This is a genomic window from Comamonas kerstersii, assembly GCF_002056725.1.
GTDB classification, from domain to species: domain Bacteria; phylum Pseudomonadota; class Gammaproteobacteria; order Burkholderiales; family Burkholderiaceae_C; genus Comamonas; species Comamonas kerstersii.
The window spans coordinates 1,262,126-1,287,069 of the sequence record NZ_CP020121.1; the positions used below are offsets into that span (position 1 = coordinate 1,262,126).

23 protein-coding genes are annotated in these 24,944 nt (G+C 61.4%); 11 read left to right on the plus strand and 12 right to left on the minus strand.

What is annotated here, in order from left to right; all coding sequences use genetic code 11:
* Positions 1-3: 3 nt before the first annotated feature.
* Positions 4-1,482 (plus strand): M20 family metallopeptidase, encoded by a 1,479-nt coding sequence (locus B5M06_RS05930; RefSeq protein ID WP_054065822.1) that lies wholly within the window; start codon positions 4-6, stop codon positions 1,480-1,482.
* Positions 1,483-1,594: 112 nt separating this feature from the next.
* Here B5M06_RS05930 and B5M06_RS05935 read toward each other — a convergent pair whose 3' ends face one another.
* The 3 genes from B5M06_RS05935 to B5M06_RS05945 all read right to left on the minus strand — a co-directional run bounded on the left by B5M06_RS05935 (position 1,595) and on the right by B5M06_RS05945 (position 4,884).
* On the minus strand, positions 1,595-2,755 hold the full coding sequence (locus tag B5M06_RS05935) for a GGDEF domain-containing protein (RefSeq protein ID WP_240184007.1): 1,161 nt from the start codon (positions 2,753-2,755) through the stop codon (positions 1,595-1,597).
* 203 nt (positions 2,756-2,958) lie between these two features.
* Complete coding sequence (locus B5M06_RS05940) at positions 2,959-3,687, minus strand: 16S rRNA (uracil(1498)-N(3))-methyltransferase (protein WP_054065836.1); 729 nt, start codon at positions 3,685-3,687, stop codon at positions 2,959-2,961.
* Between the two features lie 99 nt (positions 3,688-3,786).
* Complete coding sequence (locus B5M06_RS05945) at positions 3,787-4,884, minus strand: aminoglycoside phosphotransferase family protein (RefSeq protein ID WP_054065821.1); 1,098 nt, start codon at positions 4,882-4,884, stop codon at positions 3,787-3,789.
* A gap of 75 nt (positions 4,885-4,959) precedes the next feature.
* On the opposite strand from B5M06_RS05945, the gene B5M06_RS05950 reads away from it, so the two are divergent.
* Genes B5M06_RS05950 through rsmA form a run of 3 tightly spaced genes read left to right on the plus strand, consistent with a single transcriptional unit; the run spans position 4,960 to position 9,597 of the window.
* Entirely contained in the window at positions 4,960-7,419 is a 2,460-nt protein-coding gene (locus B5M06_RS05950) for an LPS-assembly protein LptD (RefSeq protein WP_054065820.1), read from the plus strand.
* 36 nt (positions 7,420-7,455) lie between these two features.
* Positions 7,456-8,826 carry a peptidylprolyl isomerase gene (locus B5M06_RS05955; protein WP_240184008.1) on the plus strand — a complete coding sequence of 457 codons (1,371 nt, stop codon included), beginning with the start codon at positions 7,456-7,458 and terminating at the stop codon, positions 8,824-8,826.
* Between the two features lie 9 nt (positions 8,827-8,835).
* On the plus strand, positions 8,836-9,597 hold the full coding sequence (gene rsmA / locus B5M06_RS05960) for a 16S rRNA (adenine(1518)-N(6)/adenine(1519)-N(6))-dimethyltransferase RsmA (protein ID WP_054065818.1): 762 nt from the start codon (positions 8,836-8,838) through the stop codon (positions 9,595-9,597).
* 106 nt (positions 9,598-9,703) lie between these two features.
* Here the strand turns inward: rsmA and B5M06_RS05965 are convergent, their stop codons facing one another.
* The 4 genes from B5M06_RS05965 to B5M06_RS17715 all read right to left on the minus strand — a co-directional run bounded on the left by B5M06_RS05965 (position 9,704) and on the right by B5M06_RS17715 (position 14,003).
* Positions 9,704-10,129 (minus strand): barstar family protein, encoded by a 426-nt coding sequence (locus B5M06_RS05965; RefSeq protein WP_054065817.1) that lies wholly within the window; start codon positions 10,127-10,129, stop codon positions 9,704-9,706.
* Between the two features lie 131 nt (positions 10,130-10,260).
* The gene (locus B5M06_RS05970) at positions 10,261-10,599 is read right to left on the minus strand and encodes a guanyl-specific ribonuclease (RefSeq protein WP_240184035.1); all 339 of its coding nucleotides are present in this window, start codon (positions 10,597-10,599) and stop codon (positions 10,261-10,263) included.
* Positions 10,600-10,800: 201 nt separating this feature from the next.
* Positions 10,801-13,110 (minus strand): NADP-dependent malic enzyme, encoded by a 2,310-nt coding sequence (locus B5M06_RS05975; RefSeq protein WP_054065815.1) that lies wholly within the window; start codon positions 13,108-13,110, stop codon positions 10,801-10,803.
* 398 nt (positions 13,111-13,508) lie between these two features.
* A complete protein-coding gene (locus tag B5M06_RS17715) occupies positions 13,509-14,003 on the minus strand; it encodes a DUF2061 domain-containing protein (RefSeq protein ID WP_077393594.1) in 495 nt (164 codons plus the stop codon).
* A gap of 249 nt (positions 14,004-14,252) precedes the next feature.
* On the opposite strand from B5M06_RS17715, the gene B5M06_RS05985 reads away from it, so the two are divergent.
* From B5M06_RS05985 to B5M06_RS06015, 7 genes are read left to right on the plus strand one after another with little or no spacing between them, the layout of a single operon-like run.
* Entirely contained in the window at positions 14,253-15,245 is a 993-nt protein-coding gene (locus B5M06_RS05985; RefSeq protein ID WP_054065814.1) for a PAS domain S-box protein, read from the plus strand.
* Entirely contained in the window at positions 15,245-15,379 is a 135-nt protein-coding gene (locus B5M06_RS17640; RefSeq protein ID WP_080025184.1) for an ATP-binding protein, read from the plus strand. The genes B5M06_RS05985 and B5M06_RS17640 overlap by 1 nt, the downstream gene beginning before the upstream one ends.
* Positions 15,372-16,085, plus strand: coding sequence for an ATP-binding response regulator (locus B5M06_RS17645; protein WP_275886667.1), 714 nt, complete (start codon positions 15,372-15,374; stop codon positions 16,083-16,085). The genes B5M06_RS17640 and B5M06_RS17645 overlap by 8 nt, the downstream gene beginning before the upstream one ends.
* A complete protein-coding gene (locus B5M06_RS06000) occupies positions 16,013-16,513 on the plus strand; it encodes an Hpt domain-containing protein (protein WP_162777386.1) in 501 nt (166 codons plus the stop codon). Before B5M06_RS17645 ends, B5M06_RS06000 begins: the two co-directional genes overlap by 73 nt.
* The gene (locus B5M06_RS06005; RefSeq protein WP_054065811.1) at positions 16,497-17,528 is read left to right on the plus strand and encodes a response regulator; all 1,032 of its coding nucleotides are present in this window, start codon (positions 16,497-16,499) and stop codon (positions 17,526-17,528) included. Before B5M06_RS06000 ends, B5M06_RS06005 begins: the two co-directional genes overlap by 17 nt.
* 11 nt (positions 17,529-17,539) lie before the next feature.
* Positions 17,540-18,070: a GNAT family N-acetyltransferase gene (locus B5M06_RS06010; RefSeq protein ID WP_054065835.1), complete on the plus strand. Its 531-nt coding sequence runs from the start codon at positions 17,540-17,542 to the stop codon at positions 18,068-18,070.
* A 60-nt stretch (positions 18,071-18,130) separates the two neighbouring features.
* Complete coding sequence (locus B5M06_RS06015) at positions 18,131-18,655, plus strand: NUDIX hydrolase (RefSeq protein ID WP_054065834.1); 525 nt, start codon at positions 18,131-18,133, stop codon at positions 18,653-18,655.
* Between the two features lie 83 nt (positions 18,656-18,738).
* On the opposite strand, the gene B5M06_RS06020 is transcribed toward B5M06_RS06015, so the two are convergent.
* The 5 genes from B5M06_RS06020 to B5M06_RS06040 all read right to left on the minus strand — a co-directional run bounded on the left by B5M06_RS06020 (position 18,739) and on the right by B5M06_RS06040 (position 24,897).
* Positions 18,739-19,719 (minus strand): Bug family tripartite tricarboxylate transporter substrate binding protein, encoded by a 981-nt coding sequence (locus B5M06_RS06020; RefSeq protein WP_054065810.1) that lies wholly within the window; start codon positions 19,717-19,719, stop codon positions 18,739-18,741.
* A 181-nt stretch (positions 19,720-19,900) separates the two neighbouring features.
* Positions 19,901-20,965, minus strand: coding sequence for a class II fructose-bisphosphate aldolase (gene fba / locus B5M06_RS06025; protein ID WP_054065809.1), 1,065 nt, complete (start codon positions 20,963-20,965; stop codon positions 19,901-19,903).
* Between the two features lie 159 nt (positions 20,966-21,124).
* Complete coding sequence (gene pyk / locus B5M06_RS06030) at positions 21,125-22,561, minus strand: pyruvate kinase (protein ID WP_054065833.1); 1,437 nt, start codon at positions 22,559-22,561, stop codon at positions 21,125-21,127.
* 41 nt (positions 22,562-22,602) lie between these two features.
* Positions 22,603-23,982, minus strand: a complete 1,380-nt coding sequence (locus tag B5M06_RS06035; protein WP_054065832.1) for an aminopeptidase P N-terminal domain-containing protein — start codon at positions 23,980-23,982, stop codon at positions 22,603-22,605.
* A 135-nt stretch (positions 23,983-24,117) separates the two neighbouring features.
* Positions 24,118-24,897, minus strand: coding sequence for a nucleotidyltransferase family protein (locus tag B5M06_RS06040; protein ID WP_054065831.1), 780 nt, complete (start codon positions 24,895-24,897; stop codon positions 24,118-24,120).
* Positions 24,898-24,944 lie beyond the last annotated feature (47 nt).

The following is a 24,944-nucleotide window of genomic DNA, read 5'->3' on the forward strand; positions in this document are numbered from 1 at the left end:
GCCATGAACGCACGCATTCCTTCCAACGCTTTGAATACCGCTCAGGCGCTGGAGCAAGTCAGCCAGAAGTGGGACGACGACATCGTTGGCCAGCTCAAGGACTACATCGCCATTCCCGCCAAGTCTCCCATGTTTGCACCCGACTGGGAGCAGCAGGGGCTCATCGACACCGTGCTGCGCAATGCGGCCAGCTGGGTCGAGGCACAGAAGGTGGAAGGGCTCAAGCTCGAAATCATTCGCCAGGAAGGCCGCACGCCCATTCTGTTTTTTGAAGTGGCGGGCACACAGCCCAATTCCAACAATGCAGACAGCCCCACGGTGCTGATGTACGGCCACCTGGACAAGCAGCCTGAATTTGAAGGCTGGCGCAGTGACCTGGGCCCCTGGACGCCCAAGTACGAAGACGGCAAGCTCTACGGCCGCGGGGGCGCGGATGACGGCTATGCGGTCTATGCCAGCGTGGCCGCGATTCAGGCGCTCAAGAGCCAGCACGTGATGCACCCTCGCATCGTCGGCATCATCGAAACCTGTGAAGAAAGCGGCTCGGCCGACCTGCTGCCCTATATCGACCTGTTGCGCCCCCGTCTGGGTGCGGTGGAGCTGGTGATCTGCCTGGACAGCGGCGCTGGCAACTACGACCAGCTGTGGCTCACCACCAGCTTGCGTGGCATGGCCAGCGGCACCTTGAAGGTTGAAATTCTGAGCGAAGGCGTGCACTCGGGCGATGCTTCGGGCGTGGTGCCCTCGTCCTTCCGCATCTTGCGCCAGGTGCTGGACCGTCTGGAAGACAGCAAGACCGGCCGGCTGCTACCACAGAGCTTTCACTGCGAAGTGCCGGAGGACCGTCTGGCACAGATCCAGACCACGGCAGGCATTCTGGGCGATGCGGCCTACAGCCGCTTTCCCTGGGCGCACCATGACTGCGGTGGCTCCACACTGGTGGCGCTGCCCACCACGACCGACCCCGTGCAGGCACTGATCAAGCGCACCTGGGAGCCCACGCTGTCTGTGACCGGCGTGGAAGGCATGCCCAATCTGCAGAATGCGGGCAATGTGCTGCGCCCCTACACGGCCTTCAAGCTCAGCTTGCGCCTGCCTCCGCTGGTGGATGCAGCCGCCTGCGTGCAGGAAATGAAGCAGCTGCTGGAAGACAACGCCCCCTACCAGGCCAAGGTGACATGGGAAGGTGACGGCAGCGCCAATGGCTGGAATGCGCCCAGCATGACGAACTGGTTTGAAGATGCGCTGAACCAGGCCAGCCGTGCGCACTTTGGTGCGGACTGCGGCTACATCGGCCAGGGCGGCACGATTCCGCTGATGAATCTGCTCAGCCAGGGCTTCCCCAAGGCGCAGATGATGGTCTGCGGCGTGCTTGGCCCCAAGAGCAATGCCCACGGCCCCAACGAGTTCCTGCATGTGCCCTATGCCAAGAAGCTGACGGCAGCGGTGGCACAGGTGATTGCGGCCATGCCTGCGGCATAAGCCTCGAATGCTCCCAAAAAGAAAGCACCTTGCGCAGGTGCTTTCTTTGTTTTGAGGTGATTTCTATTTGAAATCCAGCAAGGAAAAGCGCTAGCCGCTCTTTTTTTGAGAGTTACATGCCCATGGAGGCAGGCCCTGCTGGCAGTGGGTGGTCGCCCAGCACGACGCAATTGCGGCCCGCATGCTTGGCACGGTACAGGGCGCGGTCTGCGCGCTCCAGCGTCATTTCAATGCTCTCACCGGGCAGATGCTCGGCCAGCCCGACAGAGACCGTCATGCGCAGTGTCACGCAGTCGGCATGCACTTCTGTCTGCTCCACCGCCATACGGATGCGGTTGAGTGTGCGCAGCGCGTTGTCGATGCTGGTGTCGCTGAGCAGCAGCACGAACTCTTCCCCGCCCCAGCGCGATAAAGCATCCGAATTGCGGATGCAGCTGCGCACCAGGTCCGCAAAGGTCTTGAGTGCCAGATCGCCCACGCTGTGGCCGTGGTTGTCGTTGATGGCCTTGAAGTTATCCAGGTCCATCTGCGCCAGCAGCATGCGGTGGCCTGCACGCAGGCGGCGGTCCTGCTCCAGGCGCAGGACTTCGAGCATGTAGCGGCGGTTGAGCAGCCCGGTGAGCGCATCGCGCGAGGCCAGCTCGCGGTTTTCTTCCAGCGCCAGTGCCAGGGCTTGGCGCTGCTTGCGCAGCCGCCCACGCAGCTGGTACAGGTGCAGGCTCAGCAGCATGCAGCCCAGGAGCATGATGGCCAGCACGGCGGCATAGGCCCAGTCCAGCGGGCGGCCCCAGCCCTTGCCTTGCTCATGGATGGTGATCAGGGTGGCCAGCGTGAAGGCACACAAGGCGTAGAAGGTCACGCTGACGATGTGTCGCGCCTTGAGGTTCAGTGCGGCGAAAAACAGGGAAATGGCCAGCAGCCCGGGCACAACGCCACGCGCCTGCTCCTGCAGCAGCACGTAGGCCACGGCGCTGCAGGTGACGGCCCACAGCACCTGGGGAAAAGTCAGTGCAGGGTCGCGCCAGTTGGCGGTGATGTCGCTGCGCACCAGCGCCGCCATGATGGCCAGCCCGCCCACCGCAGCTGCACACCACCAGCGGATGTGTGACAGGCTGCCATAGCCAGCATGACCCAGCCACAGCATGACGCCAGCGCTGCTTGCCATGAGCAGCACAGCCAGCATGGCCATGCTGGAGCGCACGCGCAAGGTGGGATGGGTAGAAAACAGCCAGTCGCTCAGGCGTTTGCAAAGCCCAGACAAGGGGGAATCCATTCTCAATGAACGTGTACACCGGTTGCAGAACGTGGATGCAGGCTGCCACCCTCGGGTTCGGTTCTGTGAATTGCAATAAATGGTTACAAAGTATTTTGGAAAAAAGGATATCCCATCCTCACCGGGTTACTACCGAGAGAAATTTGAACAATGGTTGCCTGCAGCCTGCCAGCAGGCTAAGCAGTAAAAATGCAGACCTTGTCCTACAAAGTGGACAGCACCAGCGCAGCCAGCGGCGCCGTTTCTGCGCGCAGGACGCGGGGGCCCAGGGTGACGGGCATAAAGCCGCTGTTGCGGGCCAGCAGCTCTTCCCGCTCGGTCAGGCCGCCTTCGGGGCCGGACAGAAAAAATACGGGCTGGGCAGCATCGGCGCCGAGCACCTGCTGCAGCGGCTGAGTGCCATCTGCCAGCGACAGCACGGCGCGCAGCCCTTGGGCGGGCGCCTGTTGCAGCCACTGCGCCAGCGTCACTGCTTCATGGATGACGGGCGCACGGTTGCGGCCGCACTGCTCGCAGGCGGCCACGGCCACGGCCTGCCAGTGCGCGCGTTTCTTGTCGCCACGTTCACCCTTGAGCTTGAGCACGCTGCGCTCAGCCAGCAAGGGGGTGATGCTGGTCACACCCAGTTCCGTGGCTTTTTCGACCAGCCAGTCCATGCGCTCATTGGCGGTGATGCCGGCCAGCAGGTGCACGGGGCGGGTGTTTTCGCGGTCTGCCGCCACGTGCTGGTCAATGCGCACGGCTACGTCGCTGCGGCCCATGCGGGTGATGGTGGCCTGCCACTCACCGCCCGGGCCGTCCTGCGCGCCATCGAACAAGGTGATGGTGTCCCCGGGCTGCAGGCGCAGCACCTGCACATGGCGTGCAGCACCCGCGGGCAGCTCCAGTTCAGCGCCGGCCGTCAGTGGGAGAGGGCAGTAAAAACGTGGCATGTTGATATAAAAAAAGAAGCTGCCAGCGCTTGAAAAATCTTGCTTTTCAAATGATTTTTCTTTGAAATCAAGATTTATCAAGCCGTAGCAGCTATGGTTTTAGATGCGCCCGTAGGCGTAGCCCACCTGGGGCTGGATGTTTTCGATCTGGTCGATCAGGTGCAGCAGCGGCTTGAGTTCGCGGTAGCGGCTGCAGGTCGAGCGCAGGTAGTGGATAAAGCGCGGCGTGTCGGCCAGGTACTTGGGCTTGCCGTCACGCAGCGTCAGGCGCGCAAAAATGCCTGCCACTTTCAGGTGGCGCTGCAGGCCCATCCATTCCACGGCGCGGTAGAACTCGCCAAAGTCATCACCCCAGCCGCTGGCGCTGGTGGCACCCACCAGACCGGCCTTGCGCGCCTTTTCCCAGTAGCGCACGGTGATGTCGATGACAAAGTCTTCCTCCCAGCTCAGGAAGGCATCGCGCATCAGGCTGGCAATGTCGTAGGTGACGGGGCCATAGACGGCGTCCTGGAAGTCCAGAATCGACAGGCCAGCGCCATCCCTGGCAGGCAGCATCAGATTGCGCGGCATGAAGTCGCGGTGCACATAGACGCTGGGCGCGCGCAGGTTCTCGGCCACGATGGTGTCGAAGGTGTTGGACAGCATGGCCTGCTGCTTGTCGTCCAGCGTGAACTGGCGGTGTTGGGCCACATACCAGTCCGGGAACAGCTGCAGCTCGCGGCGCAGCATGGCTTCGTCATAGGCTGGCAGCACACCGGGCTTGGAGGCCAGCTGCCAGCGCAGCAGCAGCTCAATCGCCTCGCGATACCAGGGCTCAGCGTTGCGTGGCTGCTCGGGGTGGAGGATTTCAATCAGCGTGCGGCTGCCCATGTCGGTCAGCAGCATGAAGCCATTGGCTGCATCCCAGGCCAGGATCTCAGGCACAGGCAGGGCGGCCTCTGCCATCAGCTGCTGCACATGCACAAAAGGCTGGCAGTTTTCCTTGTCAGGCGGCGCATCCATGATGATGAGGCTGTCGCCAGAGCGGGTATCAATGCGCAGATAGCGGCGAAAGCTTGCATCGGCGGATGCCGGGCGTAGACTGTCGGGACACAGCGCATGCTGTGGTGTCAGGCCGGACAGCCATTGTGCAAACAATGTTTGACGGCCAGGGTCGGCCCAAACAACGGTAGATGTGGGGAGGATAGGATCGCTCATGGATAATCCGATTCTACAAACGGCCTGGATTCCCTCCGTGCTTGCCCTCCATCTCCGCTTTGACTGAATGCGCCTGTGAGCCCACACGCTTTTTCTTTGCCTTCGCCATCGACCCTGTTTCGCCTGCGCCCACTGGCTGCTTCTGTTGCCATGGTGTGGGCTGCCGCCGCGCATGCACAGGCTCAGACACCGGCGCTCAGCTCCTGGGACACGGCGCTGCCTGCTCCGCAATTGAAGTCCAGCAGCCAGCTGGCCGAGCAGTTGCCCGCAGAGTTGCGCGATCAGCTGCCGTCACACATCCGTGCGGAGCAGATTTCCGGGCAGGCCGACATCAATGTGGTGCTGGAAGGGGGCGCCGAACTGCGCCGGGGCGACACCATCATCCGTGCGGACCGTGTGGAATACAGCCTGCCGGACGACACCGTGCAGGCACAGGGCAATGTACACATCAACAGCGGCGGCAATATCTATCAGGGCACATCGCTGAAGCTGCAGGTCGATGCCTTTCAGGGGGACTTCAACGAAGCCACCTACCAGTTTCTGGCCACGCAGGGCCATGGTGATGCCGAGCGCATCGAGTTTCTGGATCGTGAAAACAGCGTGGTCCATCAGGCCACCTACACCACCTGTCTGCGCGACGACAGCGCCAGCTGGGAGCCTGACTGGATGATCCGCGCCAAGCGCATCACCCTGGACCGCAACGAAGATGTAGGCGTGGCCTATGGCGGCATACTGGAATTCAAGGGCGTGCCGATTCTGCCGATTCCGGCCATCAGCTTTCCGCTGTCTGACAAGCGCAAATCGGGCCTGCTGCCGCCCACCATTGGTGTGGACAGCGTCAGCGGCTTTGAATACAGCCAGCCGTATTACTGGAATATTGCGCCCAATCGCGATGCCACCATCACCCCCGCCATCATGAGCAAGCGCGGGGTGAGCCTGAATACCGAGTTCCGCTATCTGGAGCCAAATTACGACGGCAGCCTCGATCTGCAGTACATGCCCAATGACAAGCTGCGTGACCGGGATCGTTGGGGTTATCACTGGCGCCACGATACAGCGCTGAACAGCCCGTTTGGTGCACTGGGCTTGAAGTGGAATCTGCTGCGCGTCAGCGACAACGACTACTGGCGTGACTTCAGCCGTCTGCCAGGCGACAGCAGTGATTCCCGCTATAGCGACCAGCGTCTGCTCAGCAGTGACGGACGTCTGTCCTGGGCGGGTGGCAATCACCGGGTGTCTCTGTATGCCCAGCAGTGGCAGGTGCTGCAGGATCCGGAAGCACTGATTGCGCCACCGTTTAACCGCATGCCGCAGCTGCAGTGGAGTTATGACACCACCCAGTGGGCTACCCAGGGCTGGGATGTGGCCCTGCGCGCAGATACGACGCGTTTTGAGGCAGACACTTGGTACGGTGCGAAGAACCTTGCCAATGGCCAGCGCAGCTTTGCCCATTTCGCGGCCAGTCGCCCCTTCCTGCTGCCGGGCGGCTTTGTAACGCCCTCGGTGAAGCTGCAGGCAAACCATTACCAACTGTCGGCCAGCCAGACGCAGCTGGACGCAGTGAACAGTGGCTATGCGCGTAGCAGGTCGTTCGCTATCCCTACGCTCAGTCTGGACAGCGGCCTGGTGTTTGAGCGTGATACCTCTGCGTTTGGCCGTTCCTATGTGCAGACACTGGAGCCTCGCGCCTTCTATACCTATACACCCTACCGCGACCAGAGCATGGTGCCGCTGTATGACACAGCGCTCACGGACTTCAACTTTGGCTCTATCTACAGCTCCAACAGCTATACGGGCTACGACCGCATCGCTGACAACAATATGGTCACAGTGGGGCTGACCACGCGCTATCTGGACCCTGACGATGGTGCTGAAGTGGCCCGCCTGGGTTTTGCGCAGCGTTACCGCCTGGAAAATCAGCGCGTCAGCCTGGGTTATGACAAACCTGGTACCAAGGGCTGGTCAGACATTCTGATTGGCGGTGGCGTGAACTGGTCCAAGCGCTGGAGTACGGATGCCATGGTGCAGTACAACCAGGACACCCATAACACGACACGCTCTTCCGTCAGTGGTCGCTATAGCCCGGGGCCTTATAAAGTCCTCAGTGCGGCATATCGTTACCAGCGCGAAAACAGTATGCCTATGGTCAATGAAGGCAGTGAACAAATTGATCTGGGCTGGCAGTGGCCGCTGAACCAGGGGCGCAAGGACCAGTTCGGCCAGGCCACGGGCGGTGGCCGCTGGTACAGCGTAGGCCGCCTGAACTACAGCATGTATGACAAGAAGCTGGTCGACGCCATTGTGGGTTTTGAGTACGACAGCTGCTGCTGGATTGGCCGGGTGGTGGTGGAGCGCGTGCAAAATAGCCGCACGGATTCCAACACGCGACTGCTGTTTCAGATCGAGTTCGTCGGATTTTCTCGCCTGAGCCTGGGGGCAGACCCCATGCGCAGTCTGAAAGAGTTTGTTCCAGGCTACCGCCCACTGCGCAGCAGCGATGGCACGGTGCCTAGCCGTTTCAGCAATTACGACTAATAGGACGCATCGTCTTCCATGCACCACCTGATTTCCATGCCACGTCACTTCGCCCTGGGGCTTGTCTGTGCTGCCGTTATGAGCGCCGGGTCGGCGTATGCCCAAAACCCGAGTCCTGAAGTGGCGCGTGCGCTGTCGGATTCGGCACAGACCACACAGCTGGGCAAGTCCGCAGCGCAGCTGCGCTCGGCCGACTACATCGTGGCCATTGTCAATTCGGAGCCTGTGACCAACAACGAGGTCCGCGCCCGGATTCAGCGTGTCAAGGAAAACCTGCAAAGCCAGGGTATCCAGCAGCTGCCCCCTGAGGATGAACTGGCGCAGGAAGTGCTGGAGCGCCTGATTGTGGAAAAAATCCAGGTGCAGACGGCCAAGGAAACCGGCATCAAGGTCGATGACTACGCCGTCGATCAGGCCATCGAAAACATTGCGCGCCAAAGCGGTCTGACCCAGCAGGCGCTGGCCCAGGAAGTGGCGCGACGTGGTCAGTCGCAGGCCTCATTCCGTGAGGAAATCCGCAACCAGATGCTGCTGCAGCGTTTGCAAAACCGCGAGGTCGATGGCCGCGTGCAAGTGTCGGAACACGATATTGACCAGTTCATGGCGCAGCAGCGCCAGAAAGGCGGCCAGGACGATGTGATGCGTTCCCAGTTGAATCTGGGACACATTCTGATTGCCGTGCCTGAAAACGCCAGCGAGGCGGAAGTCGCCCGACTGCAGGCGCGTGCACAGGAAGCTCTGCAGGCGGCTCGTACCGAAGCCGATTTCGCTGCGGTGGCGCAGCGTTACTCCGACGGTGGCGCAGCCATTCTGGGCATGCGCCCTGCCAATCGCTACCCCAGCCTGTTTATCGAATCCGTAGCCAGCACCCCCGTGGGCGGCATTGTGGGCCCTGTGCGTTCACCTGCAGGTTTTCACATTCTCAAGGTGGTGGACAAGAGCGCAGGCGGTGTAGATGCGGTGGTGACGCAAAACCTTGCACGACACATCCTGCTGCGAACTTCGCCACAATTGAGTGAACGAGAAGCCGCACAGGTGCTGTCCGAGCTGCGCCAGCGTGTGGAAGGCGGAGCCAGCTTTGCCGATCTGGCGCGCCAGTATTCGGAAGACGGCAGCGCGGCCATGGGTGGTGATCTGGGCTGGGCAGGCCCAGGCCAGTTCGTGCCAGAGTTTGAACAGGCGCTGAACGCGCTGGAGCCTGGCCAGGTCAGCCAGCCTGTGGTTTCTCGCTTTGGCGTACACCTGATTCAACTGGTGGATCGTCGCCAAGCCACATTGACACCCCGTGAGCAGCGCGAAATGCTGCGCAACGTAGTTCGTGAAGAAAAGCTCGAGAAGGCGCATGCCAACTGGCTGCAGGAACTGCGCGGACAGGCCTATGTGGAATATCGCGAGCCACCCCAATAATTTTTCCGCGTGAAACATATTCCTCGTAAACGTTTCGGTCAGAACTTTCTGATCGACCACGGCATCATCGACGGCATCGTCAAGGCCATCGATCCCCGCCCCGGCCAGCCTCTGGTGGAAATCGGCCCCGGCCTGATGGCGCTGACCCAGCCTCTGGTGGAGCGCACCGGCCAGATCACCGTGATTGAGCTGGACCGCGACCTGGCCGCGCGCCTGCGCACCAAGCCCCAGCTCAAGGTGATTGAGTCTGACGTGCTCAAGGTGGACTTCACCGCCCTGGCGCAGGAACTGGGTGTGCCCAAACTGCGCGTGGCGGGCAACCTGCCCTACAACATCTCTTCGCCCATCCTGTTTCACCTGCTCGAGCATGTGGACGTGATTGAAGACCAGCACTTCATGCTGCAAAAAGAGGTGATTGACCGCATGGTGGCCGATGCGGGGACCTCCGACTACGGGCGTCTGTCCGTCATGCTGCAGTGGCGCTATGCCATGGAAAACGTACTGTTTGTGCCGCCTGAGAGCTTTGATCCCCCCCCCAAGGTCAATAGCGCGGTGGTGCGCATGGTGCCGCGTGAGCATCCCGCGGCGCTGGACCCCAAGCTGCTCGAAGAGATGGTGCAGGTGGCCTTCAGCCAGCGCCGCAAGATTTTGCGCAATACGCTGGGCAAGTGGCTGGAAGCCAAAGGCTTTGCTGGCGAGTTCGACCTGCAGCGTCGTGCCGAAGAAGTGCCTGTGGCGGAATACGAGGCACTGGCGGCCCAGCTTTCTTAAAAATAAGAGCTGCCAGCGCTGAATCTGTAAAGCATTCAGACGCTTTTCATTCGCAAAACAAAGCGCCCACTACGGTGGGCGCTTTGTTTTTTGGAGCAATCAAGGCTCAGAGGAAGGAATAGAAGCAGCGGAAGGCAATCTTGCGCTCGGCCCAGTAGTCGGCCGCGTCGCGGAAGCAGTCCAGAAACTGCTCACGCATTTCCTTGTCGAACTTGTGGGCGATGGGCAGCTGGTCGAGCACCACCACAAAGCCAGGCTGTGGGCCTGCCCTGTGGAGCGGATCGGTCAGGCAGTCGTACAGGGCATCAAAGTTCTTGCCAAAGTGGGCAGGAAAGTGAAACTGCAGGGCAATCAGGTCCAGCGCATCCTGCTTGGTCTGGGCATGGGCCAGATTGGCGTAGAGGAAGTGGTGCCCCATGGCCTGTGCCGCCTGCTGCAAGTCCGGAATGTGGAAGGCACGAATGGACTGCACGATGTTGCTGCGCACCCCAAGCAACAGGTTTTTGGGGGCAGGACAAGACGGTTTCACCATCTCTGGGATTCTTTCTATAGCTCGTAGTTGCCCACTGAAAGCAGGGGGTGTGGGATACATGGACAGCCCGCCAGGCCACAAGTTCCCGGCAGGAGCATGGTGGTGGTGCAGCCCATCCAGATCAGGAGCGCTCATGGCGTAATCTTCCGAAAACTGTTGTAGTGATCGCTGGTGTAGTAACAGGCTTCGGGCTGTGTGGGCGGTTCACCGCCACACACGATACGTCTGGCACCGCGGTCTCTGGCCCATGGTGTCTTGACGGTGTATTCGCGGTAGTAGCCACGCTTTTGCGCGGGCAACAGACGCTCACGGTTCCCAAACACACTGCCATCTTTTTCGTAGGGGAAAGGTCCCCCCTGATGTATGCGTCGGTAGGTGGTGCGTGCCTGAGAGGGTAGCTCAGCCAGTGATACCGTTTCGATGTACTGGGCCTGTTGCTGTGTCCGTGCCTGCAACGGGCCAGCGGGCATCGCCATAGCGGTGCCGACCAAGATGGCGCCAAGGGCTCGAAACCAGACCGCATTCCGCATCACACAACACCTTTCCAAACCTCGGGACATCCCCAGAAATTTGACCCGCAAGTGTGACGCAGCCCCCTGTAAATTGCAAGAAAAAAGGGCTGTCCCCCATCAGAGGACCAGCCCTTTTTTTGGCGAGTGCCTGCGTCGTGATCAGCGCGCTGCGTTGGCGTCTGCCACGGTCAGTGCTGTCATGTTCACGATGCGGCGCACCGTGGTGCTGGGGGTCAGCACATGCACGGGAGCGCTGGCGCCCAGCAGCACGGGGCCCACGGCAATGCCACCGCCCGCCGCCTGTTTGAGCAGGTTGTAGGAGATGTTGGCCGCATCAATGTTGGGCAGCACCAACAGATTGGCTTCACCCGTCAGTGTGCTGTGGGGCATGAGCTTGCCACGGGCTTCGGCGTCCAGTGCCACGTCGCCATGCATTTCGCCATCGACTTCCAGCCAGGGGGCCTGCACGCGCAGCAGCTCCAGGGTCTGGCGCATCTTGACGGCGCTGGGCTGGTTGCTGGAGCCAAAGTTGGAGTGGCTCAGCAGGGCCACCTTGGGCTTGATGCCAAAGCGCATCATTTCTTCGGCCGCCATGACGGTGATCTCGGCCAGCTGCTCGGCGCTGGGGTCGTAGTTCACGTGGGTGTCGACCAGGAAGACCTGGCGGTCAGGCAGCAGCAGGCCATTCATGCAGGCGTAGGTGGTCGCGTCGGGTTTCTTGCCGATCACCTGATCGATGTAGTTCAGGTGCAGATGGGTGTTGTGCCAGGTACCGCAGATCAGACCGTCGACCTCGCCCTTGTGCAGCAGCATGGAGCCGATCAGGGTCAGGCGGCGGCGCATTTCGATCTTGGCGATGGGGGCGGTGATGCCCTTGCGCTCGGTCATGCGGTGGTAGGTCTGCCAGAAGTCGCGGTAGCGGGGGTCGTCTTCCACGTTGACCACGTCATAGTCGCGACCCTGCTCCAGGCGCAGGCCAAACTTCTGGATGCGCTGGGCGATGATGGCGGGGCGACCGATCAGCGTGGGGCGGGCAATGCGCTCATCCACCACGATCTGCGCAGCGCGCAGCACGCGTTCTTCCTCACCTTCGGAGTAGGCCACGCGCTTCTTGGCAGCTTTTTTGGCGGCCGCGAAGATGGGCTTCATGATGGTGCCGGACGAGTACACAAAGGTCTTGAGGTGCTCGCGGTAGGCATCCATGTCCTGAATGGGGCGTTGGGCCACGCCGCAGTCTGCGGCGGCCTGTGCCACGGCCGGTGCCACGATGAGCATCAGGCGTGGGTCGAAGGGCTTGGGAATCAGGTACTCAGGGCCAAAGCTCAGGCTCTGGCCCACATAGGCTGCCGCCACTTCTTCGGACTGCTCGGCCTCGGCCAGTGCGGCAATGGCGTTGACAGCAGCCACCTCCATCTCGGTGGTGATGGTGGTGGCGCCGCAGTCCAGTGCGCCACGGAAGATGTAGGGGAAGCACAGAACGTTGTTGACCTGGTTGGGGTAGTCCGTGCGGCCGGTGGCGATGATGGCGTCATCACGCACGGCCTTGACGTCTTCTGGCAGGATTTCGGGGGAGGGATTGGCCAGCGCGAAGATGATGGGCTTGTCGGCCATCTTGGCGACCATGTCTTTTTTGAGCACATTGCCCGCCGACAGGCCCAGGAAGGCGTCGGCGCCTGCGATGACTTCGCCCAGCGTGCGCAGCTCGGTCTTCTGCGCGAACTTGGCCTTGTCCTCGTCCATCAGCTCGGTACGGCCTTCGTAGACCACGCCGGCGATGTCGGTTACGAACACGTTCTCGCGCTTCAGACCAATTTCCAGCAGCAGGTTCAGACAGGCCAGGGCTGCGGCGCCCGCGCCCGATGCCACCAGCTTGATCTCTTCGATCTTCTTGCCTGCCACCTTCAGTGCATTGACCATGGCGGCTGCCACGGTGATGGCCGTGCCGTGCTGGTCATCGTGGAAGACGGGGATATTCATGCGCTTGCGCAGCTCGCGTTCCACGAAGAAGCACTCAGGAGCCTTGATGTCTTCGAGGTTGATGGCGCCGAAGGTAGGCTCCAGCGCTGCGATCACATCGACCAGCTTTTGTGGGTCTTTTTCGTTGATTTCGATGTCAAACACATCGACGCCGGCGAACTTCTTGAACAGTACGCCCTTGCCTTCCATCACGGGCTTGGAGGCCAGTGCGCCAATATCGCCCAGGCCCAGCACGGCGGTGCCGTTGGAGATCACGGCCACCAGATTGCCGCGGCTGGTGTACTTGAAGGCGGCGGCAGGGTCCTTGACGATTTCCTCGCAGGGCGCAGCTACGCCGGGCGAGTAGGCCAGCGCCAGGTCGTGCTGGTTGGCCATGGGCTTGGTGGCAGCGATGGCGACCTTGCCGGGCTTGGGAAACTGGTGGTATTCGAGCGCCGACTGGCGCAGCAAAGCACGTTTGTCTTGCAGGGTGGGTGAGGTGTTCTCAGGCATATCGTCTCCCAGGACGCAAGGCCGCGCAGGCAGCCTGTCGCAGAGGTTGTACACAGTTAGATTCTTGCAGCCCATTGTAGGTGTTTGCTATCAAAAGTGGGGCGCTGGCACAGGCCGGTGCGGGTCAAACACCTTTCACTGTCATCCACACAATGGGGCGGGGGATGCAGGGGCTGGCTGTCAGGGCAAGCAGAGCGCATGCCAGGTGCTTGCAAATTGATAGCTTCTAGCGCTTGAAATATCAAGATTTCAGAATGATCTGATTCTGAAATTGGCTGCTGTAAAGCGCTGGCAGCTTCTTTTTTAAGAGTGGCAGGCCATGTGGGCCAGGCATTGCAGCAACCAGGCGGAAAAACTGTTTCTGGGCTTGTTCATGACGCGACCTTGGGAAAGTGGGTTCAGAGCGTACGCAGTGTGCAGTGCTGGCTGCAGGTCTGGGCGCGCTGGCAGGGGCCTGCGGCCACGCACAGGGGCAGGATGCTGTGCACCTTGTGCTTGGCCTGGGCCTTTTTCTCCCACAGCTTTTCGTACACAAAGAAGAAGACCATCTGCACGGTAGGCTCCAGCAAGCTCAGGGTGAAGGCTGCAACCAGGTCACCGGTCACCGCGTAGGCCACGCAGGAGGCGACGAAGATGTGAATCACGTAGTAGGTGCCAGTCTTGATCAGGGCGCGGTGGCGCATGCGCGGGGCCAGCATCCAGACCTTCTCGTGCATGAAATAGGCCACGGCCTGCACAGTGGGCTCCAGCAAACTCAGCGTGAGTGCAGCCATCAGGTCACCCGTGACGGCATAGGCCACGCCCGCCGCTACTAGGACGTGGATCACGTAGTAGCAGGACGTTTTGATCAGCGTCGTCTCGTTGCGACGAATCAGCGATTGCAGATGGGACATAGCATTCATCCAGAGAAGATGCATGAATGATAGTTAATCGCAATTAGATGGTGAATTTGATAGTTTCTATCTTGCCTATGGCCTGTCGCTATAGCGTCAACGCTGGCGGGCTTCTGCTGTGGCGGGTTTGTCAAATTTGGCAAAAATGTAGGTTCATTCCTACAGGTTGATGTAACTCGGGCAAGATTGCCCGGATCCCCCTCTCTCTCCTTATTCCCGCAAGCGCAGACCCTATGTGGATACGTTTTTTTGTCTGATGACCTGACCTATGTCCACATGCAGTGGGAGTGGATGGATCCCCAGCTGGTTGTCATCTCCATTCTGGTTGCGCTGGTCACCGCCATGCTGGCCGTGCATGTCTGCACCCGTGCGCAATGGACTGCTCCCGGCCCGCGGCGTACAGGCATGGCCGCGGCTGGCGTGCTCTTGCTGGGAGGCGGGATCTGGAGCATGCACTTTATTGGCATGCAGGCCTTCACTCCCTGCGCGGCGGGGACGTTCTCCATCCTCCACAGCGCGCTGTCGGCGCTGCCGAGCCTGCTGGCGGCGGGTGTCGTGGTCCACACCCTGCTGCTGGCGCTGGGCCTGGGGCTGGCCATGGCGCTTTTTTCCGTGGTGCTGTACCGCCGCATGCAGAGTGTGGGTGCGCGGCCCATGCTGATTACGCTGGTCAGCGGCGGCGTCATGGGTGCCACCACGGCCAGCATGCACTACATCGCCATGGATGCCATCTACATCCTGGTTGGGCAGGGCGACAGTGAAGCAGGTGCGACGCAGGTGCACTGGACCGCCTTGACCAGCGCTGCAGCCTGGGCCTTGCTGGTGGGCACGGTGCTGCTGGTGCTGCACATGCTGATGCGTTCGCGCCAGCTGTTTCTGGAAATTCGCCGTAATGAGGCCCGCCTGCGCGCACTGGTCGATACTGCCGTGGACGGCATCATCATGATCGAAAGCGATGGCCGCATCAGTGCTTTCAACCCCGCAGCGGAACGCCTGCTGGGCTGGACGGAGCAGGAAGTGCTGGGCCGCAACGTCAGCATGCTCATGCCCATGCCGCACCAGCAGGCGCATGACGGCTATCTGCAGCGCCACATCAGCACAGGGCATACCAACATCATTGGCGCAGGCCGTGAGGTGCAGGCACTGCACAAAAACGGAGCGCTGATTGATGTGCGCCTGGCCGTGGGGCGTGCTATCTGCGCGGGGATGCGCTGCGTATTCAGCAAATTCTCATCAATTTGATGGGCAATGCCGTCAAGTTCACCGAACGCGGCCATGTGCAGCTGCGCGTGAACGATGAGCAGTGCCGCCTGCACCTGACCATCCAGGACACGGGCAATTGGCATTGCGCAGGACAAGCTCGAACGTATTTTTGACCCGTTTGCACAGGCTGATGCGTCCACCACGCGCCGCTTTGGTGGTACGGGCCTGGGCACCACCATCTCGCGCCAGCTGGTGCAGCTGATGGGCGGCGCAATCAGCGTCAGCAGCCGTGAAGGTGAGGGCACGCAGTTCCATGTGCAGCTGCCCTTGCCGATTGGTCAGGCACCCATTGATGAAGCGGTTGCCAGCGCGGTGCAGCTGCCGCCGCTGCACATTCTGGCTGCCGACGATGTGCCACAGAACCTGGAACTGCTGCAGGTAGTGATGCAGCGCCATGGCCACCAGGTGGTATCTGCCAGCGATGGTCTGCAGGCCCTGCAGCTGCGGCAGACACAGGCGTTCGACATCATCCTGATGGACTTGCAGATGCCGCACATGGATGGTCTGCAGGCTTCCATGGCCATTCGCGCCTGGGAGGCCGAGCATCAGCAGCCCCGTATTCCCGTCATTGCGCTCTCGGCCAGCGTGCTGGAGCAGGACCGCCGCGCATCCGATGCGGCTGGCATGGATGGCTTTGCGGTCAAGCCACTGGAGCAGCACAAGCTGCTGCAGGAAATGGCGCGTGTGCTGCAGGTGCTTCGGCCGTGCCCGCCGTGCTGGCGCACGCTGCGGCGGAAAGTGAGGTGGTGGACTGGCATACCGGCTTGCAGCTGTGGGGCAGCGAGGCAGCGCTGCGCACGGCGTGGTCGCGTTTTCTGAACGAGCAGCACAGCCGAGTGCCCGAGCTGCAGAGCTTGTCCCAGCATGGCGACTGGGATACAGCCCTGGCTGTGGTGCACCGTATGCGTGGCGCCGCAGGCAATCTGGCTTTGCTGCGCAGCGCCGAGGTCACCAGTGCAGCGCCGGCACTGGCGCCGGCTGCCATAGCTGCAGAGGCAGGGCTGAGCGCCGCTGCACGGACCCAGGTGCAGGAAGCACTGCAGGCTTTGACCGAGGCGCTGCAGGGCGGTGAGATTGACAGCGAGGCCTTGCAGCAACTGCTGCCTGAAGCCATGGTGGCTGCGCTGCAGGCGGCCATCGACATGTTTGGCTTTGACCAGGCGCTGCAGTGTGCACAGGCACTGGCGAGCAGCGTCAGCACCAGTTCTGATTCAGAAAGGAAACCACCCCATGCTGCCCAAGCATGAAGATCGCAGGCCACGCCTGCTGCTGGTGGACGACGAGCCCACCAACCTGCATGTGCTGCGCCAGATACTGGGCGAGGACTACCGCCTGCAATTTGCGACCGATGGCCGCAAGGCCCTGCAGCTGGCACAGCAGCAAAAGCCGGATCTGATCTTGCTGGACATCATGATGCCCGAGCTCAACGGCTATGACGTGTGCCGACAGCTCAAGGCTGACCCCAGGACAGAAAGTATTCCGGTGATTTTTGTGTCTGCGCTGGCGGAGGTGGGCGATGAGGCCGATGGCTTTGCAGCCGGAGCGGTGGACTACATCATCAAGCCCGTGCGTGCACCTGTGGTGCGTGCCCGTGTGCGCACGCACCTGTCGCTGGTAGATATTGAGGCATTGCGCCAGTCTCGTCTGCAGATCGTGCAGCGCCTGGGGCGAGCCGCTGAGTACAAGGACAACGAAACCGGCATGCATGTGCTGCGCATGAGCCATTACAGCCATGCGCTGGCACTGGCGATGGGTTGCGCCCCTGAGTGGGCAGATGATTTGCTGCACGCGGCTCCCATGCATGACGTGGGCAAGATCGGCATACCTGATGCCGTGCTGCTCAAGCCCGGTCCGCTGGATGATGAGGAGTGGCAGATCATGCGCCAGCATCCTGTGATTGGCGCGGAAATTCTGGGGGAGCATGAAGGAGGCATGCTGCAGATGGCGCGTTCCATCGCTCTGGCCCACCACGAGCAATGGGTCGGATCGGGCTACCCTGCGGGCCTGCGCGGCACAGACATTCCGCTGGCAGCGCGCATCGTGGCGATTGCCGATGTGTTTGATGCCCTGACCTCTGTGCGACCCTACAAGCGTGCGTGGAGCGTGGATGAGGCGCTGGCCCATATTGCAGCACAGGCAGGCAGCCATTTTGATCCCGAGCTGGTGTCGGCATTCATCTCGCTGCGCTCGCAGCTTGAAGCCATTCGCCAGCGCTGGAAGGATAAATCGCCTGCCTGCGCGGAGCTTGCTGCTGCGCTTTGATAATGCAGGCCATGACTGCTTCTGTACTGCCATCTCCCTGGGTGGTGCGCCCCTTGCATGCGCACGATGTTGATAGCCTGCTGCATGTGCAGACCATTTGCTATGGCGACGGCTTTCAGGAAAGCCGCGAAGTGTTTGCGCAGCGCCTGTGCTGTGCACACCAGTGCTCCATTGGCGTGGTGCGTGAAGGCGAGCAGGCGCTCAAGGCTTATCTGGCAGCCTACTGGTCCAATCCCGGCAAGATCACGCCACTCAACGGTGTTTTTACGCCGCCTGCGCCGGGCGAACAGGTGCTTTATCTGCATGACATGTCGGTGCTGCCGGAGCTGGCCGGCCAGGGCGTGGCCCGCCATCTGGTGCAGACCTTGAAGCAGCAGGCGCGTGCGCGTGGCATGCGGCAGGCGGCACTGGTGTCGGTGCAGGGCTCACAAACTTATTGGGAACGTCAAGGTTTTTCGATTTGCCCCGTCAGTGATTCACAACAGCAGGCACACCTTCAAACCTATGGTGAAGGTGCGCTGTATATGGTTGCAGCGCTCTGATTGTTGATAGACAAGACATTGGCTGACAAATCTATGTGGCGCGATCGCGATAATGCGCGCATGCCTACCCGATGGAAACCCAATGTCACGGTCTCTGCCGTGATCGAACGCGATCAACGCTTTTTGCTGGTGGAAGAAAACACGGCTGACGGGCTACGCCTGAATTTGCCAGCCGGTCACCTGGATCCTGCCGAGACTCCATTGCAAGCCTGTGCACGCGAAGTGCTGGAGGAAACTGCCTATAGCTTTGAGCCCACGCACCTGGTGGGCATCTATATGAACCGCTTCATTCGCACGCGCACCGGCTCTGACATCACCTATATGCGCTTTGCCTTTACGGGCAAGCTGGGCCAGCACCATGCCCACCGCGTACTGGACGAAGGCATTGTGCGCACCGTGTGGCTCAGTCTGGAAGAGTTGCAGGCCAGCGCCCATCTGCACCGCAGCCCAGTGGTGCTGCAATCTGTTCGAGACTATCTGGCAGGGCGGCGTTTTGATGTCAGCCTGATTCAGGCGGACCCCAGCATCTACAGCGTGCCCGAGCCCACGCCGCACACGCAGGATCTGCTGGCCAGCATGAAATAGCACATCCTCTCAGTAAAGTAAAAAGCCCTGCAGGCTGCGGCCTGCAGGGCTTTTTACATGGCATGTGCTCAGTCGCAGCTGGATTACAGCTCGATCTTCGCCACGTCGATGATCTTCTGGTACTTGGCGATTTCGCCGTTGATGTACTGGCTGGCATCGATCTGGCTGTCCATCACCTGGGCGCCAGCGTCTTCCATCTTCTTGCGGAACTCAGGCGCGGCCATGGTCTTGTTCAGGGCTTCCTTGATCTTGGCCACCACAGGCGCTGGCATGTTGGCGGGGCCCATCATGGCGAACCAGGAGTTGATGTCCACGTTCTTGAATGCTGGGTGCTCTGCCAGGGCAGGAATGTCGGGGGTCGCTGCGTAGCGCTTGGCTTCGGTGGTAGCAATGGCCTGTACCTTGCCCGCCTTGATCAGCGGCAGTCCGGAGGACAGCACGAACACGCCGTATTCGATGTTGTTGCCCAGCACATCATTGGTCAGTGCAGGCACGCCACGGTAAGGCACGTGCTGCATGTCGATCTGGGCCTGGTCCTTCATCATTTCACCGGCCAGGTGCAGCGCAGTGCCCACGCCCGACGAGCCGTAGCTGAACTTGGCAGGGTTGGCCTTCACTGCCTGATAGAACGCTTCGGTGTTCTTTACGCCCGCCTTCTGGGATGCCACCAGCACCATGGGCTGAGAGGCCACCACACCAATCGGTGTGAAGTCGCTGATCTTGTACTTGATCGACTTGTTGATCATGTTGGCGATCGCGATTTCATTGTTCGCGCCCACCAGCAGGGTGTAGCCATCGGGCTTGGCATTGGCCACCTTTTGCGCGCCAATGGCACCACCGGCACCGCCGAGGTTTTCCACGATCACAGTCTGACCGAGGTGCTTCTCGATCTCGTTGGCCACCAGGCGACCCACCAGGTCGGTGGAGCCACCTGCGGGGTAGCCGACCACGATGGTCACGGGCTTGTTCGGGTAGGAGGCGGCGTCGTCCGCCATGGCGGGACCTGCGGCCAGCAGTGCGGCGCCGCAAGCAATCAGAGTGCGTCGGAGGATGAGTGTGCTCATAAAAATTCCTTGTTGCTGCAATTGTGATCAACTTTGCACGCGTAATGCATGAATTTATGCAATATAAACATGCGCAGTTGGAGCAAACAGCGTGCCAACGCAGACCATAAAAAAACCCGCAGGGCCTAGCCATGCGGGTTTTTGCGAAGCGGCGTGCGATGACGCCGGTTTTTGCGATGGATCAGTTCACGATTTGCGCCAGCTCACCAGCGGCGTAGCGCTTGGCCATCTGCTCCAGGGTGTAGCCCTTGATCTTGGCGCCCTGGCCTTCACAGCCGAACTCCAGGTAACGTGCCTTGCACACTTGCTTGGCGGCTTCGCGGGCTGGCTTGAGCCATTCGCGGGCGTCGAACTTCTCGGGGTTCTCGGCCAGGAACTTGCGCACAGCACCGGTCATGGCCAGGCGGATGTCGGTGTCGATGTTCACCTTGCGCACGCCGTACTTGATGGCTTCCTGGATTTCCTCGACGGGCACGCCGTAGGTTTCCTTCATCTGGCCGCCGTACTGGTTGATGATGGCCAGCAATTCCTGAGGCACGGAAGAAGAGCCGTGCATCACCAGGTGGGTGTTGGGCAGGCGGGCGTGGATTTCCTTGACACGCTGGATGGACAGAATGTCGCCTGTGGGCTTGCGGCTGAACTTGTAGGCGCCGTGGCTGGTACCGATGGCAATGGCCAGTGCGTCCAGCTGGGTTTCCTTCACGAACACGGCGGCTTCTTCAGGATCGGTCAGCATCTGGCTGTGTTCCAGCTTGCCTGCGGCGCCAATACCGTCTTCTTCACCAGCGTCGCCGGTTTCCAGGTTGCCCAGGCAGCCCAGTTCACCTTCCACGGTGGCACCAATGGCGTGGGCCATGGCGACGACCTGCTTGGTCACGTCCACGTTGTATTCAAAGGACGAAGGGGTCTTGCCGTCGCTCATCAGCGAACCGTCCATCATCACCGAGCCAAAGCCCAGATTCAGTGCACCACGGCACACTTCGGGGGTGGTGCCGTGGTCCTGGTGCATCACCAGAGGGATGTGGGGGTACATCTCGGCTGCTGCCTGGATCAGGTGCTTGATGAAGGGCTCACCAGCGTACTTGCGTGCACCGGCCGATGCCTGCAGGATCACGGGAGCGCCCACTTCGTCCGCCGCCGACATCACGGCCTGCACTTGTTCCAGGTTGTTGACGTTAAAGGCGGGGATGCCATAGCCGTTTTCAGCGGCATGGTCGAGCATTTCGCGCATCGAGATCAGAGGCATGGTCGTGGTCCAGTAAGGTTGAACGAAGAATAATGCTGCGCGGCTGTAACCGCGTGGTAACTTTTGATTTTAACCGCCCCCCGAGGCCGTGGCATTGGCAGTGGTGATTCGCCTGTTGCCACGCTGGGGGCAAGACGGCCAAAGCAGCCGTCCTGGGGCTTACTGCACCTGGCAGATCTGCAGCATATTGGTGCCGCCGGGCTGGCCCATGGGCTCGCCGCAGGTGATGGCGTAGACATCGCCAGGTTTGACGATGCCGCGCATGCGCAGATGGCTCTCGGCCTGCACCAGCGCCTTGTCGCGCTCGGTGCTGGTGGCCATGAGCAGGGGGCGCACATTGCGGTACAGCGCCATCTTGCGCTGGGTGCCAACCTTGGGCGTGAGGGCATAGATAGGGATGTGCACGCGGTGGCGGCTCATCCACAGCGCGGTGGAGCCGCTTTCCGTCATGGCCACAATCGCCTTGGCACCGAGCTTGTGGGCCGTGAACAGTGCACCCTGGGCAATGGCCTGGTCAATCCGCGTGAATTCGCGCTCGTTAAAGTGGCCGTCCTGGCCGCGGTCTTCGGCGGCTTCAGCAGCTGCACAGATCTTGGCCATTTCGCGCACGGTCTCCAGCGGGTATTTGCCGACGGCGGTTTCGGCGCTGAGCATCACGGCATCCGTGCCGTCGAGCACGGCATTGGCCACATCGCTGACCTCGGCGCGTGTGGGCACGGGGTTGGTGATCATGCTCTCCATCATCTGGGTGGCGGTGATGACCACCTTGTCCATGTCTCGCGCCAGACGAATCATCTTCTTTTGCAGGGCAGGCACGGCCGCATGGCCCACTTCCACCGCCAGGTCGCCGCGTGCGACCATGATGCCGTCCGAGGCCTTGAGGATTTCTTCCAGCTTCGGCACGGCTTCGGCACGCTCGATCTTGGCGATCAGCCCGGGGCGGTGGCCGGTATCGGCACAGGCCACATTGCACAGCTGGCGCGCCATTTCCATGTCGGTGGCGTTCTTGGGAAAGCTCACGGCCACGTAGTCGGCACCCAGTTGCATGGCGGTCTTGATGTCCTCCATGTCCTTGGCTGTCAGTGCGGGGGCGGTCAGGCCGCCGCCTTGCTTGTTGATGCCCTTGTTGTTGGACAGCTCGCCGCCAATGGTGACGGTGGTGTGCACGGCATCACCGAGGACGCGGTCCACGGTCAGCACGATCAGGCCGTCATTGAGCAGCAGCACATCGCCGCTTTTCACGTCGCGGGGCAGCTCCTTGTAGTCCAGGCCCACGCCCTGCAGATCACCGGGTTTGGTGCGCGAGGCGTCGAGCACAAAGGGCGCGCCAGCTTCGAGCCAGACCTTGCCTTCGGCAAACTTGCCGACGCGGATCTTGGGGCCCTGCAGGTCGGCCATGATGGCCACCTCGCGGCCAGCCATGGCCGCAGCTTCGCGCACGGCATTGGCGCGGTCGATGTGGTCCTGTGCTTTGCCGTGGCTGAAGTTCAGGCGCACGACGTTGACGCCCGTGGCAATCATCTGGGCCAGCAGGTGTACGTCGCTGGAGGCAGGGCCGAGCGTCGCCACAATCTTGGTGGCGCGGCGGATATACATGCGTTGCAAATCCATGGTGTGCATCTTTTCTTCTTGGCGGGTCAGTCGCGCATCAGCGCTTCAATGGCGTCGGCTTCCACGGGCACGTCGCGGGTGATCAGCTCGCAGCCGGTCTCTGTCACTACGGCATCGTCTTCAATGCGAATGCCAATGTGGTGGAACTGCTCGGGCACGCCGGGTGCTGGGCGCACGTAGATGCCGGGCTCGATGGTGGTCACCATGCCGGGGCGCAGGATGCGGCTGGGGCGGGTGATGGCCTCGCCCGACAGTGCATCGGTGCGTGTGCTGGCGGCATCGACTTCTGACATCTCCACATAGCTGCCGCAGTCATGCACATCCATGCCCAGCCAGTGGCCGGTGCGGTGCATGTAGAACTGGAAGTAGGCGCGCTGGGCAATCACGTCCTGTGCATTGCCGTACTTGGATTTGTCCAGCAGCCCCAGGTCCAGCATGCCCTGCGCCAGCACAGCGACGGTGGCATCGTGCGGGTCGTTAAAGCGATTGCCTGCCCTGGTGGCGGCAATGGCGGCTTTCTGGCTGTCCAGCACCAGTTCGTAAAGAGCGCGCTGCGGGCCGGTGAATGTGCCGTTGGCCGGGAAGGTACGGGTGATATCGCTGGCATAGCCTTCCAGCTCACAGCCTGCATCAATCAGCACCAGGTCGCCGCTGCGCACCGGGGCCTTGTCGGCGCGGTAGTGCAGCACGCAGGCGTTCGGCCCTGCGGCGACGATGGAGTCATAGGCCACGCCTTCGGCACCGCCCTGGCGGAATTCGTGCAGCAGTTCGGCGTCCAGGTGGTATTCGCGGCAGTCTTCTCCCGCACGCAGCATGCGTGCTGCGCGCTGCATGGCGCGGATGTGGGCGCGGGCGCTGATCTGGCCTGCGCGGCGCATGATGGCGAGTTCGTGCGCATCCTTGATCAGGCGCATTTCATCGAGCAGGGTGCACACATCGCCCTGTGCAGCCGGGCACAGCGCCCCGGCGCGGGTGCGGGCACGGACTTTCTGCAGCCAGCCTTCGACACGGGCGGCCAGACCTTCGTGCGTGGCAAACGGCCACCAGACTTTGTCCTGGTTCTCCAGCAGGCGTGGCAGGCGGGTGTCGATGTCATCGACCGAGAACGCTGCGTCCATGCCCAGCGTGGACACGGCTGCCTCGGGGCCAAGGCGGTAGCCGTCCCAGATTTCGCGTTCCAGATCCTTGGGCTGGCAAAACAGCGTGCTGCTGCCATCGGCCTTGAGTACCAGGCAGGCATTGGGCTCGCTGAAGCCCGTCAGGTAGTAGAAGTAGCTGTCGTGGCGGTACAGATAGCTGTTGTCGCGGTTGCGGCCACGCTCAGGGGCGGTCGGGATGATGGCAATGCCGCCTTCGCCCAGCTGGGCGGCCAGGCGTGCGCGGCGTTGTGCGTAAACAGAGGTCATACAGGCATCGTATTGCGCAGTGCCATGCACTGCGTGGTTCTACAAAAGATGAGCAGCTAGCGCTTGATTTTCAAAGGATTGCAAGTTTTTTTACTTGAAAGTCCTTGAAATACGAGCGCTAGATGCTCTTGTTTTTTAAGAGTTCTGTGTCGCGCTTTGGTTCAATGCAGCCAGGCGCTCGGGCGTGCCCACATCGGTCCAGCGGCCGGTGTAGAGGCTGGCTGCGCAGCGCCCGGTATCCATGGCCCGGCGCAGCAGCGGGGCCAGCGGCTCGGCCACGCCGTCTGGGTTGCCTGCGGCCATGCCGCAAAACGGTGGGCGGAACAAGTCTGCCTTCAGCAGGGCGATCGTGCTGTAGGTCAAGCGCGGACGTGCGTCGCGTGCCACATCGCCCGGTGGCAGGTGGATGGCGCGGCCTGTGTGGCTGTCTGGCGCATCGGGGGCAAAGCCAAAGTCCCCCTTGAGGTTGTGCGCCGGGTTGGGCACGAGCCAGATGTGGGCCAGGTCGTCCGACTGCGCAAAGCGCTGCGCCAGCTGTGCATCAAACACAAAGTCAGGTGCAAACACATCACCCGCTGCCAGCCAGAATGCCTCGCCCAGCAGCGGCAGTGCGCGGGCAATGCCGCCAGCGGTTTCCAGCGCATGGCCAAAGTCATGCTGCTCATGCGAATACTGCAGCTGCATGCCCTGTGCGGGCCAGATGTCATCTAGGTGTGCGGGAATCTGCGCGCCCAGCCAGGCGGTATTCACCACCACATCACGCACGCCATCACGCAGCAGGGCGGCCATGTGCCAGTCCAGCAGCGCACGGCCCTGCACCTGCAGCAGGGGTTTGGGGGTGGTGTCGGTCAGCGGGCGCATGCGTTCGCCGCGCCCGGCAGCCAGCAACATGGCGGGAAGGTTCAAAGAGGTCATGGCAGAAAATTTCTTAACGCGTTCACGCACGCGCTGCAAGCCACACT